The following is a 14,682-nucleotide window of genomic DNA, read 5'->3' on the forward strand; positions in this document are numbered from 1 at the left end:
CAAGGAATACAATGGAAACAGCTACAAATGAGATTGCAATATATATCAGTGTATTTAAACGGAGGCGGTGGTTGTTCGCCATACCTGCTGCGGCCGCGCTTCTCGTTGCTTCGCTTGTTATAATCATTCTTCCGTCCATTTACACGGCGTCAGCAACCATCCTTGTCGAAGGCCAGGAGGTTCCGCAAGAGCTCGTGCAGTCAACTGTTACCGGGTATATTGAGGAGCGTTTGCAGTCTGTCAGCCAAAGAGCGTTCAGTCGCAAGAACTTGCTGGGGGTTATCGAGCGTTTTGGCCTGTATAAAGAGGACAGGGACATCCTGACCTCGGAAGAGATTCTTGAAAAGATGCGTGAAAACATCATAGTCGAGAATATTCAGGCTGATGTCGTCAGTGACACCGGGCGTTCGACAACAGCCACCATAGCCTTTTCCATAGCCTTTGACGGTAAATATCCCAGACAGGTCCTGCAGACCACCAACGCTCTCGTCTCACTCTTCTTGGAAGAGAATTTGCGGACGAGAGAGGAAAAGGCCCACACAACCTATGATTTTCTGACGAGACAGTTGAATCAGCTTCGTGAAGAAGTGTCTGCAACTGAATCAAAGGTCGCCCAGTTCAAGGAAAAGCATTACCGCTCCCTGCCGGAAATGATGGCCCTTAACCTGCAGTCTCTGGATAGGGTGCAAAAGGATATTGATGCTCGTCAGGAAATGGTCAAAACCCTGGTGGATCGGAAGGTCTATCTGGAAGGCCAGTTGGCGACTGTCGATCAGACGGCGTATTCGTACACCGCTGAAGGGCAACGGATCATGACGCCTGAAGAAGAACTGAAGTCACTGCGCAGTCAATACCTCTCAGCCAAAGCCATCCATTCGGAAAAGCACCCTGATGTCGTCAAGCTCACCGGCCAGATAGCGTTGCTGGAAGCGGAGTTGACGGCCAGAAACACGGCACGGGATATAAACGCCGAGCTTGAGTCCTGGCGTCGGAAACTCACAAGCCTGGAGCGTCAATACACCGGACAGCATCCCGATGTCATCAAAGCCAGAAGTCGCGTCGCCAGCCTTGAGAAAGCCCAGGCGCAAGCGGAAGCAGACAATCATCAGGGTATGTTGAAGCTGGATGTGGATTTGGATCAGGAAAATCCCGCTTATATCAATCTCAAGACGCAGATTGAGGCGACAACGCTTGAGATTCGCAATGAGCGACAAATGCTCGTTGAGTTGCGCAGGAAGTATGATGAGTATGTGGGCTATATTGAGCACAGTCCGCAAGTTGAACAGACCTATCTGCAACTGCAGCGTGACTATCAGAATTCAAGCCAGAAATATCAGGAGACGATGCAGAAGGTTCTGGCCGCACGGCAGGCTCAGGAACTTGAAAAAGAGCATGTCAGCGAAAAGTTCTCTTTGGTCGAACCGCCTGTACTGCCCGAAAAGCCCTACAAACCTCGAAGAGCAGTGTTGTTCGTTGTCGCAATGGTGCTTTCAATCGGGGTGGGCATAGGTTGCATATTGATGGCGGAGCTTCTGGACAGCTCTGTTCATGACGATGGGACCCTGTCCGGGATGATACCTGCGCCTGTTCTCGGGGTCATCCCCTATGTCCAGACTGCCAAGGAGATCAGGAGACAACGGAGGCGCAAGGTGTTCCTGGTGGTTGCCTCCGTGGGGGGCGTTGTAATGGTAACGCTCCTGTTCCATGTTTTTGTTCTTCCGATTGATATTCTTTTCTTCAAAATAATCAACAAGGTGCAGAGAATTGTCTAACGCTCTGTGCAGTAAGGATATTCAATGAGCAAGATAGCGAAAGCATTGAAAAAGGCCCAGGTGGAAAGGCCGGAAGATGTCCATATTGGAACCCGAAATCGTTCCCGCTCTTCCATGGGAAAGGCCTGGGAAGGGCAGAGCTACAAGAATATGCCGGTTCAGGAGGCCCCTGACGGGCACTTGGAGAAGAATCGTTTGCTGACAGATGGCAGCGCCCAGCATATCCGGGACGCCTTTAACGTGCTGCGGGCAAAGCTCTTTCAGAATACGCGCAACAAGGGGCTGAATTCCATCATGGTGACAAGCCCAAGGCGTGGCGAAGGCAAAACGATTGTTGCCATCAATCTGGCCATGAGCATTGCTCGGGACGCGCGACATACAGCCTTGCTGGTCGATACCAACCTGCGATGGCCCGGGGTCGCAAAAACGCTTGGCGTCTGCCGGGGCGGTGAAGCGGGCCTTGAAGACTATCTGGTCGGTAAGGTCGAACCGTCCGAGCTCATGGTCAATCCGGGGATTGAAAACCTCGTGGTGCTGCCCTCTTGTCAGGCGACATCCGAGTCTGCCGATTTGATCAGCTCTTTTAAAATGCAGCAGATGGTTCGGGAATTCAAAAGACAGTCTTCTGATCGGTATGTCGTTTTTGACTGTCCACACCTTCTGGATATGCCGGACTCCCTGGTCTTCTCAACATATGTAGACGGCGTAATTCTGGTTGTTGAAGAAGGAAAGACGTCTCAAGCCGATATCAGAGCTTCTGTTGAGATGCTGGGAGAGGCCCACATTATTGGTGTCATCCTCAACAAACACATAACCCAGTAGGCTGTCATGTTTTGTGATTTCTACAAATTAAAAGAAAATCCCTTCAACATAATCCCGAACCCCGGGATTCTGTATGAGAGTGAAAAGCATGCACTTGCTCTGATATATCTACGATATGGTTTTTCGGAGAACATGGGGCTGGTGCTTTTTACCGGGGATATCGGAACAGGGAAAACGACCCTGCTGAAGTATCTTCTTACGGAACTGACCGACGAGACCGAGGTCGCTGTCGTTTTCAATACGAACGTGGGTGCCGAAGAGCTTCTGCGATTGATCATGATTGAGTTTGAAGTTGAAGGTGTCGGCACGGACAAGTCCAGGAATCTGGATATGCTCAATCAGTATTTGATTGGCGTGTACCAACAGGGCCGCCGGTGTCTGCTGGTTATCGATGAGGGGCAGAACCTCTCGGCAGATGCCTTGGAAGAAGTCCGGCTACTTTCGAATTTGCAGACGGACACACAGCCATTGCTTCAGATTGTTCTGGCTGGCCAGCCGGAGTTGCGGGAGACCATTCAGAGCCCCGGGTTTGAGCAGTTGGCGCAGCGTGTTGCCATCAAATATCATCTGACGCCCCTCTCCCGTGAAGAGCTTGGTGAATACATTCAGTACAGGTTGAAGATGGCGGGTTCCAGTGATGGAAAGCTGTTTTCCGACGCCGCTCTGGATCTTCTCTATGAAGCTGCCGGCGGGGTTCCGCGTTCGACCAATATCCTGTGCAATGCCGCCCTTGTCTATGGGTACGCGGATTCTCTGGAGCAGATATCCAAGAGCGTCATGCAGCAGGTCATTGATGACAACCTCATCATGCAACCAGGCCTTGAGCCCGGAGAGTTTGCGGTTGAGGCTGGACATTCCCCTGTCGCTGAAGGCGAAAGCCTGGGCAAGGTTGACGAGTCTGTCCTGAATCGAGTGCGCGCGTTGGAGGGGCAGGTTGCCAACCTCACGGCCATGGTGAGCTGGCAGGCCGGACAGATTGATGGCTCCCTCGCCAAGGGGCATGAAAATATAATCAAGTCATTGACTGATCTCCTTGATAAGGAGCGCGTTCGATCAGAGGAATATTACGGGCGTTTCTTAGCCTTGTCTTACGAGCAGAAGCGTTTGAAATCACGAATTGAGAGTCGTTCCAGTCCGTGCATGGGAAAAAATGATCTGGAAGAGAACGCTCTGGAAGAGAAGGGTGAAGTGATTCGAAAGAAGAACTTGTTGAAGGCTTTTTCCAATCTGTTTTTTGCCTTCTGTATGTAGCGCCCTTCCCGAACGGAGAAAATAGAACTGGTGGACTCGATGATGTGCAGGTTGATCGGAGTACATGGGTATTCTTTTGGGGTGATTCGTTTGTCTCATTGCGGTCGTCTTTTTCTTCAAAAGAGTAATGATGAAGATACCAGACGGGAGCTGATATATGTATAAAGAACAAGTATATGTCACAACGAGTGTCGCCTTGTTGCTGGACGGTCTCGTTATTATCATAGGTGGCTATGGCGCGTTCTACATCCGGTATGTGGTGGGCGGCTCTTCGTTGGTCATGGAGGGAAGCCTGTTCATCTCCATTGTCCTGTTTCTGATGCTTATTAACTGCTATGTGTTTGGACAACTCGGCTTTTATGCTTCGGATTTCAATCCTCCGCCCTGGTGTGCCTTGAGAAAGATTGTCTTTGCCGTTGCCGTTGATTTTTCCCTGCTGACCCTGGGCTTGTTTTTTCTCAAGTCCGAGAGCATATCTCGAATATTCCTGGGGTCATACGCCATTCTGGTCTTTATCGGACTGGTGTTCATCCGCGCTCTTCTCTTTTTCTTCTTTCGTCGGCGAAGCGATGCCTATGGTTTGAGAAGGGTTTTGCTCATAGGCAGCGCGGACAGGGTTCAGGCGCTGTACGACGCCTTCCAGCGGCAAAAGAGCTGGGGGCATTCTCTTGTCGGCTCGCTCTCCGTTGGCTCCATCTGTGAGATTCAGGGGGTTCCGTACCTGGGAGTGGCCGATGACCTTGCGGCCATCACCACAGAAAAGGACATAGACGAAGTCGTTTTTACTGTGGCGGGAGGAGTCCCGTTTGATTTCCCCCGCTATTTGGATATCTGCAAAAGCATGGGGTTAACCTGCAGTATCGTGCCCGCCATGTTCACTCCTCAAGATGGTAAATGGGGGGTCAAGGTTAGCAGTATTGATGATATCCCGGTCCTGAGTCTCTACGGCTTGTCTATCGATGCTCAAGGCTTGTTTTACAAGCGCCTGCTTGATCTCATCGGTGGAGCTGTCGGCTTCATCATCTTCGCTTTACTGTATATCCCCATTGCAATCGCCATCCGGGCCGAGTCTTCAGGGCCGATTCTCTTTTCCCAGGTCAGGGTTGGTCAGAACAACAGGAAGTTCAGGCTGTATAAATTCAGATCTATGTACTGCGACGCTGAAGAGCGAAAGAAGGAGCTGATGGCCCAGAACGAGATGAACGGGCATATGTTCAAGATGCAGAATGATCCCCGGGTGACGCGCGTCGGAGCCTTTCTTCGGAAAACGTCTCTGGATGAATTTCCGCAGTTCATCAACGTGGTTCGAGGCGAGATGAGTCTGGTGGGGACGCGGCCGCCGACGCCGGACGAAGTTGCACATTACACCGAGTCTGAGCGGCGAAGAATCTCCATGAAACCGGGAGTTACCGGGTTGTGGCAGGTCTCTGGTCGTAATCAGATAAACGAATTTTCAGACGTAGTGCGTCTTGATCTTGATTATATTGATGAATGGCGTTTTATGCGCGATCTTAAAATCTTATTCAAAACTGTCTGGGTAATCTTTCGTAGAGAAGGAGCATCTTGATACATGTCTGCACTTGGAGTCAGTTCGATGATGAAAAAAATATGCTTATGTGTGCTGTGTGCCCTGGTTCTTGTCGGTTGTTCTTCCTCTAAAGAAAGGGGGGCTGAATATACTGAGCGTGCGATGCAGTATTATGAGCAGGGCAAAATAGCAGAAGCCAAGGTTGAGGCGAAGAATGCGATCAAGCTCGCCCCGAAAAATGCAAAGGCATTTCTTGTGTTGGCCAATTGCGCCGCTACGGAGCAGGATTGGGGTGCCGCTTTCGGCGCTTATGAGCAGGCCGCTCAGCTTGATCCGGATTTGTTGGACGCCCAGCTTGGCCTGGGTAGAATGTTCCTGCTGTCGCAGCAGTACGATAAGGTCAATGAAATCGTTGAGCTTGTCTTGGCCAAGGACGAGGAAAACATTGATGCACACCTCTTGAAGGCGGGGAGCCTGCTTCAGTCTGAAAAATATGAAGGGGCCCAGTCTCTGCTCAAAACCATCCTGGCCGAGCATCCCGAGAACACCGACGCCGTCATGGGCCTCGTATCGGTGTATCAAAGAAAGGGGGCGACTCAGGCGGCAGTCGACATTCTGGACAAGGCATTACGGGCAATGCCCGACAGCGTTGCGTTGCAGTATAAGGCCGCATCCCTGGCAGGGGATATGGAGGAGTATGCCAAGGCTGAAGAGCATTACATGAAACTCCTTGATCTAGCCGAAAAAAAAGATCCTGTGCGGTTGATGATCGCGCGGTTGTATGAACGTTCGGGAGAAAAGGTCAAAGCCGAGTCGATGCTCAGAGAGTTGGCGAGTTCCAACCCGGAGAATGTCGAATTCAGATTAGGGCTTGTGGGATTCCTCGTTCGAAACAAGGACTACGACAAGGCTTTGGCCGTCGTTGAAGAGGCATCAGAGGAATCAACCGATGACATACGGATACTGATGGCCCGTGCGGATATTCTCATTGCCAAGAAGAAGTATGATGAAGCGGTATCCGTTCTGCAGGATGTGGTGGAGGAGTATCCGGATCTGCCGATGTCGGCAAAGGCGTTTGTAAAACTCGCCGCTTTGTACCTCATGGAAGAGAATTTTGAGTCGGCCCTTGCTTCGCTTGAAGAAGCCCTTGTACGCGACTCATCCCCGGAGGTCCTGTTCCTCAGGGCGCAAGCCCGGTTGGGGCTGAATGATACCGAGGGTGCGATCGCTGACTTGAGAATTGTCAGAAAGGAGCTGCCGGAGAACTATGCCGCGCGGCAGTTGCTCGCCAGAGCCTATCTGGCTCAGGACAAGGGCCTGATGGCTGTAGAGGAGCTTCATGATATCCTTGAAAGCAATGGGGACTACTCTCCTTCCCGGAGTCTTCTCGTCAAGTATTATGCTCGATACGGGCAGTGGGACCTCGCAGAAGAGGAACTGCACAGGCTCCTGGAGCAAACACCTGACGATCCTTCTTTGCTGCTGGCACTCGGAGATGCCAAAAAGATGCAGGGAGCGTCTGCCGAGGCAAAGACCTATTATGAATCCGTACTCAAATTGCCTGAAGGACACGGCCCGGCATTGTTGCGACTGGGGTTGGTGGCAGAGGCAGAAAAGGAATACGCCAAAGCTATTGCGTACTATGAAAAGACGTTGAAACTCCACCCCAAGTCTGCGGCGGCGATAGAGCGGAAGCTGTTCGCACTCTTTGCCTGGGGCAGGATGGAGGAAGTGCGGGCGTTCCAGCAGCAGCTTCTGGACACCATGCCGGAGAGTGCTGCCCTGCACGACATGTTCGGACGGTTGGCGCTGTCTGGAAAAAACAGTGACCTTGCTGAGCAGGAATTCAGAAAGTCCAGTGAACTGGCTCCTGATTGGTCAGTGCCGTATCAGCGTCTGATCGGTATGCACTGGGCAGACAATGAAATAGACAAGGTCATCAGGGAGTGCCGTCTGGCGTTAAAGAAGAATCCGGATCTCTTTGTTGAGGAGTTCCTGCTTGGGCTGATATATCAGACGAAAGGGGACGTTATCCGCGCTACAAAGGCATACGAGTCTGTCCTGAAGAAGAAGCCCGACTTCCTGCCTGCGGCCAATAATCTTGCCTACCTCTACGCACAGACTGCGCAGGATGATGCCACCTTGGACAAGGCCCTGGACCTGGCAATGGTCGCTGCGGAAAAGGGGAACCCGGAAGCCATGGACACGCTTGGTTGGGTTTACCATCTGCAAGGTAACCGGGAACAGTCCATCGAAACCTTGAGCAAGGCCTATGAAAAGGTGCCCGACAATAAGGTGGTGGCCTACCACTTGGCCGTGGTGCTGGCAAAATGGTCGTACACGACCGAAGCGCGTAAAATCGTGAACAAGGCGTTGGCCGGCGGAGAGGTGTTTCCCGAGCGGAAAGACTTTGAAGAGTTGCTCAAGACGCTTTAGGGCAGCGTCCTTTTTCAGGATTCTGGCTTTGACATAATAAGAGCCGTTGCACTGTGCGTGCAACGGCTCTTATTTGTTGGGTGATCGTTTTTACTGCTGTTTGCTGCGCAGCCCAACCAGTCCGATCAAACCGGATATGAGGAGCAGGGCTGCTCCGGGAAGCGGTACGGGGCTGGTTTTTACTTCGGATATCGAGAAAGTGCCGTCCAGGACAATTTTATCCCAGGTTTTGCCGATAGCACCCGAAATGTCGCAGAAGTGCGTGGCGACATTTCCCAGATAGGCTGTGCCGGGGAGTGTATTCCAGGAATCATAGGTCATGTCATCCAGAACAACAGCGGCATCAAAAGCAATGGAAGCAGTAGGGTTTGGTACCATGAAATAGTCATACAGATTGCCGTCATGGATGAGGGTGAAGTCTGTAAATTCAGCAGATACACCTTCTTCCTGCATGGTAAATCCACTGGGGTCGGTTGCTGCTGGCAGGTTATCAAAGGAGAAAGTAGCCGCGTGACCACTTCCTGCTATGAGGACCAAAGCCAAAGAAAAGAAGAGGGCCATTTTTTTCATTTTTGAACTCCACGGGTTACAGGTTTCAATACTCCACAAAGGTCGTTTGCATTTGCTGTGCCATGGTAAAAAAGCTAGTTAAATCAGATGATAAGCACATTTTATCAAATGAGGAGAGCAGAATTCTTGTTTTTGCAGATACAGGCTGTAATGCGGGTCAGGGGCGCATCGTGGGCGACAAAAAAATCATATTCACCACCATTTCAAGTGGTTATAATATTTTATTGTCTGTCTTTTGCGCTCTTGAAACATCGCCAAAACGTATGTGCTGCAGGAGTATGCGGGGGGATTCATGTCTGATTTTTTCAGACTGCCAGGCGTTGGTGAAAGGTCAAATGACCCTTGTTACTTCATGCTTGCGAGTATCATTCAAGGGGCCTTAAGGCGATCCATAAAAAAAGGCTGATGCAGGACGCATCAGCCTTTGTTCATTCTGGTAGTCGGCCATCCTATTCAGTGATCACGATAAGGTGCATTTCGCGGGGGCCGTGCGCGCCGTGGACCATGTGGGCTTCGATGTCTGCGGTTTTTGACGGACCGGATATGAAATTGAAGGAGACCGGAAGCGATGCGCGGTTTTCCAGTTGGGCATACAGCTCGGGGAGGTCGGCCACCAGTTGGTCGAGCGTCAGGACGGCCACGTGAACCGAGGGGACGAGCGAGGTGGCTCTGCCCCGGCCCGGTCCTGCCATCACGGCGATGGCGCCGCAGTCGGCGGCACACCAGTCCGCGCCGGTGATGCCCATGTAGGCGGCCTCGGCCTGGTGGCGCAGGCGCAGTTTCTCTGTCAGTTCGTCCTTGTCGGGATCAATAGCGGATATATCGACGGCGATACCGTCCTGCTTGCAGTGTCCTTCCAGGTTCAGTCCATGCAGGAGCGGATTGTCGTGCATGGTGATCCGCTTTTCGCCGCCCCACTCCGTGTCCGTGGTCCGGGCTATCTCGGCGATGGTTTTGCCTGCCCCGTCAGTGGATGAAGCCGTGTGGATCCGGAGATTCAATATCGCGGCAAATTCCTTGAGCGTTGCCAGCAGATCCAGTCGTTCCTTACGGGTGCGGTTGGTCCGGGCGAGCAATGCATCCAGTTCGCCGGGCTCGCGGGAGTCGAAGAGCGGTTCCCTGACCGCCCTGGTCGAGCTGTTCCGGCCCAGAGCGTCCCGCAGTCGAGTGAAGAAGGTCTGTTCCGCATTATTCATTGGAGTCTCCTTTCAGTCGCGGAGCGTGCACGGTTTTCCATCGTTCGCCGAAGGTCTGTCGGGCAATGGGCGGGAAATCGCGGTCAGCTGTCCATTTGCCCAGGGGCCCGATGCCTTTTTTGAGCATCCCGTCACTCACGAAGGGAGCCTGGGCCAGCCGTCCCGTCTTGACCAGGAGATTGTAGGCCGTGCGGCTGGACATGGCCGCGTACCATCCTTTGAAGGCCAGAGCTTCGCCCTTGTCCACGGGGGCAACGTCCCATTGCTCGTCTCCGTAGGCGAGCATGTGGCGCAGCTCGGAGAGCATGCGCGGCAGGTCGTTGTTGACCGGACAGATGTCCTTGCACGCGCCGCACAGGCTTTCACCCCGGCAGAGGTCGGCGTGTTTGTTGACGCCGTTGAACAGCGGCATGACCACGGCGCCGATGGGACCGGGATAGGGCGCGTTGTACGCGTGCCCGCCGATACGCCCGTAGACCGGGCAGATGTTCAGGCAGCTGCCGCAGCGGATGCAGGACAGCACTTCGCGAAACCGGGGGTCGGCCAGCATCTTCATGCGTCCGTTGTCGATGATGACCAGATGAAATTCTTCGGGACCGTCTGGTTCTCCGGGCTGGCGCGGCCCGCCCAGAAAGCTGACGTAGGTGGAGATTTTCTGTGCCGCCGCACCGCGTGTGAGCAGGCGCAGGAGCATGTCGTGCTCGGCCAGGGTGGCGATGACGCGCTCCATGCCCATGAGGGCCACATGGACCTTGGGCATGGTGGTGGACATGCGGATGTTGCCTTCGTTGGATACCAGCGAGATGTGGCCGGTCTCGGCGCAGGCCAGGTTGCAGCCCGAGATGCCCATGTCCGCGGACAGGAGCTTTTCCCGCAGGGCCTTGCGGGCCGCCTTGGTCAGGGTCGGCGGGTCTTCGGAGTAGGGGATGCCCAGTTCTTTTTCGAACAGACGACCGATCTGCTGTTTGTCCATATGGATGCAGGGCGCGATGATATGAGAGGGTGCGTCGTGGGCAAGCTGGATGATGAATTCGCCGAGGTCGGTTTCCACCACCTCGATGTCGTGGGCTTCCAGCAGGTGGTCCACGCCGATTTCAGCGGAGGTCATGGACTTGCCTTTGACCACGCGCTTCACTTCGTTCTTTTGCGCAACCTTAAGGCAGTAGTTGCGGGCGTCCTCGGCAGTCTTCGCAAAGTAGACATGGCCGCCGTTGGCCCGGATTTTTTCTGTCAGGGTGGTGAGCACCTTGTCGAGGTTGTCCAGGGTGCGCATGCGCGCTTTCTTGGCCTTGTCGCGGAGTTCCTGAGAGATTTCTGTCTTCCAGAGGTGGCGGGTGCCTTTGCCGATACGGTCCTGGATCATGCGGATGGCGCTGTGCAGCCGTTCGTCGCCAAGCGCTTCGTTGGCCAGTTCCCGATAGGATTTGTCGCTCTGTTCGTGCATGGTTATTTTCCGGTGTTTGCCAGGATTTCGGCGATGTGCAGGGCGCGGACCGGGGAGTCGATCCGGCTCAGGCGTCCTTCGATATTCATGAGACAGCTGACGTCGCACCCGGCAACGGCATCGGCCCCGGTGGCGAGGATGGTCTGGATCTTGTCGTCGACCATGGCCGTGGAGATTTCAGGATACTTGACGCTGAAGGTGCCGCCGAAGCCGCAACACCTGTCGGACTCGTCCATCTCAATAAGGGAAAGACCGGGGATATTCTCCAGCAGCAGGCGGGGTTGCGAGCGGATGCCGAGTCCTCGCGAGAGGTGGCAGGAGTCGTGGTAGGTGACAGAGCCGTCAAAGCGGCTGTTCAGCTGACTGCCGGGGTCGGTGACGCCAAGGACATCAACCAGATATTCGGTGAATTCATAGGTGTTGGCCGCGACTTTTCTGGCTCGGGCGAGCATGGCCGGCTCGTCGCGGAACAGGTCGAGATAGTGGTGACGGACCATGTGGACGCAGGAGCCGGATGGGCAGACGATGGCATTGTGGTTTTCAAAAATGTCAATGAAGCGTCTGGCGGCCTTGGTCGCCTCCCGGCGGTAGCCGCTGTTAAAGGCCGGCTGACCGCAGCAGGTCTGATTTTCCGGGTAGACCATGGAGACGCCGAGGGTGTCGAGGACGTGAACCATGGCGTCGCCGATTTCGGGCTTCAGGCTGTCCACAAGGCATTGAATGAAGAGCGTGGCGGTATGTTTTGTCATATTTTTTACATCGTAAGGGAGTCATGCGTGAAAATAAGGTGCCGATGGTGCCTTCTCTTGTCTCAACTTGCAAGGAGTTTCATGTTGAGCTAGAAAAGCCAACGCCTTGGCGTATGTTGCACTCTTGTCAATTTTTACTTTTTTCCCTGAGAGGTCTCATGAAACGTTGTCTCCTCTGCTTCGCCATGGTGTGTATCATGTGCGTGGCCTCCGTCGCCCATGCGGGCAAGGCCGTTATCGCGGTCAGCCAGTTTGTTGAACATCCGGCCCTTGACGCCGTGCTTGAAGGATTCAAGGACGAGCTCAAAGAAGGCGGCGTGGACGTTGAGTACAAAATCTACAACGCCCATGGAAACATGAGCGTCGTGTATCAGATCGCCACGCAGATCGTCGGCGACAAGCCAGACATGATCGTGGCCATTGCCACCCCGACCGCCCAGGCCTGTGTCAAACAATACGACAAGGTGCCCGCACTTGCCGGAACACCCATGCTGTTCACCGCCATCACCGATCCCCTGGCCGCAGGACTGGTCTCCAACTACGAGAAGCCGGGCGGCGACATTACCGGAGTGTCCAACCAGATGCCCATGGGCGAACATCTGGACATGATCAGAAAGTTTTTCCCGCAGCTGAAAAAACTCGGCGTCATCTACAACGGCGGCGAAGTGAACTCCATTTCCAGCCTGAAGCGGTTGCGTCCGGCAGCAGCCGAGCGCGGTGTGGAGCTGGTGGAGACGACCGTGACCAACTCGGCGGATGTGCAGCAGGCCGCTGTCAGCCTGGTCGGCAACGTGGACGCCATCTTCATCCCCACAGACAACACCGTTGTTTCGGCCATGGACGTGGTGGTCAAGGTCTGCCGTCGCAGTCAGACCCCGCTGTTCGTTGCGGATACGGACTCCGTGTCACGAGGCGCGATCGCAGCCCTCGGTTTTGATTATTACCTCCACGGCCGCCAGACCGGCGCCATGGCGATCCGTATCCTCAATGGTGAAAAGCCTGCGGATATGCCTGTTGAATTCCAGAAGAAGCTGGCTTTCCACGTCTTCCCCACCGCAGCCGAAAAAATGGGTGTCACCATTCCCGAGGCGCTGATCAAGGAAGCGGACATCATTCACAAATAACCGATTTGTTACGCTCACCAGCAGGGTGCCGTCCTTTTTTGAGGGGCGGCACCTTTTTTTGTGCACAGCGCTCCCCGGCGAGAGATATGGTGAGTAGCTCCGGGGGCTGCTTTATGGTATTTTTGCCTTCCTTTTTCATGAACAAACAGCAGAGAGTGACCATGAGTACATTGACTGAAATGCTTGAAAGAATCAGCGATCTTGAAAAGGAACTGGTGCAGGAGCTGGCTCAGAAGCATGAGAATCTGCTCTATACCATCGAGAAAAAGAAGATACGATTCAGTGCGGAGGTACAGCTCCAGCACGAGTTGCTGGTCACCAAATTTTCCGACTATGTGTACGACTCCGGCCTGTTCATCATTCTAACGATCCCGATCATCTGGCTGGCTCTTGTTCCGGCCTTGTTCCTCGACCTGGTTGTCGTGCTTTTTCAGGTCATTTGTTTTCCTGTGTATGGCATCCCGCGCGTGAAGCGCAGCCAGTACATTGTCATTGACCGCCACGGGTTGAGTTATCTCAACTGGCTGGAGAAGCTGAACTGCATGTATTGCGGCTACTTCAATGGGCTGATGAGCTTTGTCCGGGAGGTGGCGGCTCGCACGGAACAGTACTGGTGTCCGGTTCGGCATGCGAGGCCGCTGAAGTCCGTGCACAGCAGATACAAGACGTTTTTTGATTATGGCGATGCGGAAGGGTACCGTGACGGGCTGGAGGAAGTCAGGAAAAAATTTGATGACGTGCAGTAGGGAAGAGGCGCTCCCGGTCGGTGCAGGAAGTGGCCGGATCAGCGATAAATGGTTTGCATTTCGATGTGACGGGGGAGCGTCAGACCAAAGCGCTGAAGTTGTTTCTTGTTGAAGTAAAACGTCCCTTTTTGCTTAGCCAGTAGTGACAATTCAGGGAAGTCCTTTCCTTCAAGAATACCGTTGACCAGCAGAGCGGCGATGCGTCCGTGCTCCATTCCGTGGAGGGTGAAGGCTCCGACTGCGCCGGTATCGCCCACCGCATAATCCTGGAGGGTGAAGATCGGCACCGGGCTGTTCGTTGAAGTCCAGTAAGCCACGGTATCATTGGGGATGTTTTCGCCTGCGTCGTTCTTTAAGGCATGGAATGTGGGCATTATGAAGATGTCGTCCGGTCCCGCCTCCAGCACAGTGCGTTGCCACTCGGACCAACTTGCAATGATCGTGTACCGGATCGTGCTGTTGTCAAATATAATGCTTTTTCTGTCTGCAAAGGTGACCTTGACGATCGCTTTGGAAGTATGGCTGTCGTCCATGATCACGTGAATGTTCTTGGCTTCAGGGGCGATCAGCCTGAGATGACGCACCCAGGGAAACAGGGGGACGCGCTCAATGATGCCAATGACATTTTTCGGCATGACTTCGAAATAGTTGCGCGGATTGTTGTTGATGCCGAAGTACACGATGGGCGTGCCGATTTCACTGATCGTCGGGCCGAGCAGGCGCAGGGCGTTGTCGTCACCGAGCATGACCACATCAGGCTGGAACTGGTGAAAAGTGCCCATCGCTTTTTGCACCTGATCCGGGAATTGCGACGCGGGAAGCCGTTTGGTGTCAAGATAGACATGCTTCAGCCTGTGGGTGTCCGCGAATACACTCATCATTCCATCATTGCATTGCTCGGCCCAGGGTAGATCTTCATGATAGCTGTGTACGATGAGAATCCTTGCCTGTTCAGCGTATGCGGATACGCTGGCAAGCACCCCGATCACAAGAGTGACTGCAACCAGAAACCGATTTATCGGCCCTGCATTCAACAAGAAAAAA

General features: G+C 53.7%; 12 protein-coding genes. 7 read left to right on the forward strand and 5 right to left on the reverse strand.

All coding sequences use genetic code 11. The features are described from left to right. Positions 1-11 precede the first annotated feature (11 nt). The 5 genes from SRBAKS_RS11895 (at position 12) to SRBAKS_RS11915 (ending at position 7,809) form a co-directional block, all read left to right on the forward strand. Positions 12-1,772, forward strand: coding sequence for a Wzz/FepE/Etk N-terminal domain-containing protein (locus SRBAKS_RS11895; protein WP_283816467.1), 1,761 nt, complete (start codon positions 12-14; stop codon positions 1,770-1,772). A 24-nt stretch (positions 1,773-1,796) separates the two neighbouring features. Further along, complete coding sequence (locus tag SRBAKS_RS11900; protein ID WP_229591114.1) at positions 1,797-2,594, forward strand: P-loop NTPase family protein; 798 nt, start codon at positions 1,797-1,799, stop codon at positions 2,592-2,594. A gap of 132 nt (positions 2,595-2,726) precedes the next feature. After that, on the forward strand, positions 2,727-3,845 hold the full coding sequence (locus SRBAKS_RS11905) for an ExeA family protein (RefSeq protein WP_229591115.1): 1,119 nt from the start codon (positions 2,727-2,729) through the stop codon (positions 3,843-3,845). Between the two features lie 157 nt (positions 3,846-4,002). Then, positions 4,003-5,412: a sugar transferase gene (locus SRBAKS_RS11910; protein ID WP_229591116.1), complete on the forward strand. Its 1,410-nt coding sequence runs from the start codon at positions 4,003-4,005 to the stop codon at positions 5,410-5,412. A 123-nt stretch (positions 5,413-5,535) separates the two neighbouring features. Next, the gene (locus tag SRBAKS_RS11915) at positions 5,536-7,809 is read left to right on the forward strand and encodes a tetratricopeptide repeat protein (RefSeq protein WP_229591117.1); all 2,274 of its coding nucleotides are present in this window, start codon (positions 5,536-5,538) and stop codon (positions 7,807-7,809) included. Positions 7,810-7,899: 90 nt separating this feature from the next. Here the strand turns inward: SRBAKS_RS11915 and SRBAKS_RS11920 are convergent, their stop codons facing one another. The 4 genes from SRBAKS_RS11920 to SRBAKS_RS11935 all read right to left on the reverse strand — a co-directional run bounded on the left by SRBAKS_RS11920 (position 7,900) and on the right by SRBAKS_RS11935 (position 11,768). After that, the gene (locus SRBAKS_RS11920) at positions 7,900-8,379 is read right to left on the reverse strand and encodes a hypothetical protein (protein ID WP_229591118.1); all 480 of its coding nucleotides are present in this window, start codon (positions 8,377-8,379) and stop codon (positions 7,900-7,902) included. Between the two features lie 449 nt (positions 8,380-8,828). Further along, entirely contained in the window at positions 8,829-9,575 is a 747-nt protein-coding gene (locus SRBAKS_RS11925; protein ID WP_229591119.1) for a LutC/YkgG family protein, read from the reverse strand. After that, positions 9,568-11,019, reverse strand: a complete 1,452-nt coding sequence (locus SRBAKS_RS11930; protein ID WP_229591120.1) for a LutB/LldF family L-lactate oxidation iron-sulfur protein — start codon at positions 11,017-11,019, stop codon at positions 9,568-9,570. The genes SRBAKS_RS11925 and SRBAKS_RS11930 overlap by 8 nt, the downstream gene beginning before the upstream one ends. A gap of 2 nt (positions 11,020-11,021) precedes the next feature. After that, a complete protein-coding gene (locus tag SRBAKS_RS11935) occupies positions 11,022-11,768 on the reverse strand; it encodes a (Fe-S)-binding protein (RefSeq protein ID WP_229591121.1) in 747 nt (248 codons plus the stop codon). 158 nt (positions 11,769-11,926) lie between these two features. On the opposite strand from SRBAKS_RS11935, the gene SRBAKS_RS11940 reads away from it, so the two are divergent. Next, positions 11,927-12,892, forward strand: a complete 966-nt coding sequence (locus tag SRBAKS_RS11940) for an ABC transporter substrate-binding protein (RefSeq protein ID WP_229591122.1) — start codon at positions 11,927-11,929, stop codon at positions 12,890-12,892. 161 nt (positions 12,893-13,053) lie between these two features. Next, entirely contained in the window at positions 13,054-13,638 is a 585-nt protein-coding gene (locus SRBAKS_RS11945) for a hypothetical protein (RefSeq protein WP_229591123.1), read from the forward strand. A 38-nt stretch (positions 13,639-13,676) separates the two neighbouring features. Here SRBAKS_RS11945 and SRBAKS_RS11950 read toward each other — a convergent pair whose 3' ends face one another. After that, the gene (locus tag SRBAKS_RS11950; protein ID WP_229591124.1) at positions 13,677-14,675 is read right to left on the reverse strand and encodes an ABC transporter substrate-binding protein; all 999 of its coding nucleotides are present in this window, start codon (positions 14,673-14,675) and stop codon (positions 13,677-13,679) included. Between the last annotated feature and the right edge of the window lie 7 nt (positions 14,676-14,682).

This window comes from Pseudodesulfovibrio sediminis (assembly GCF_020886695.1).
Taxonomy (GTDB): Bacteria; Desulfobacterota; Desulfovibrionia; order Desulfovibrionales; family Desulfovibrionaceae; genus Pseudodesulfovibrio; species Pseudodesulfovibrio sediminis.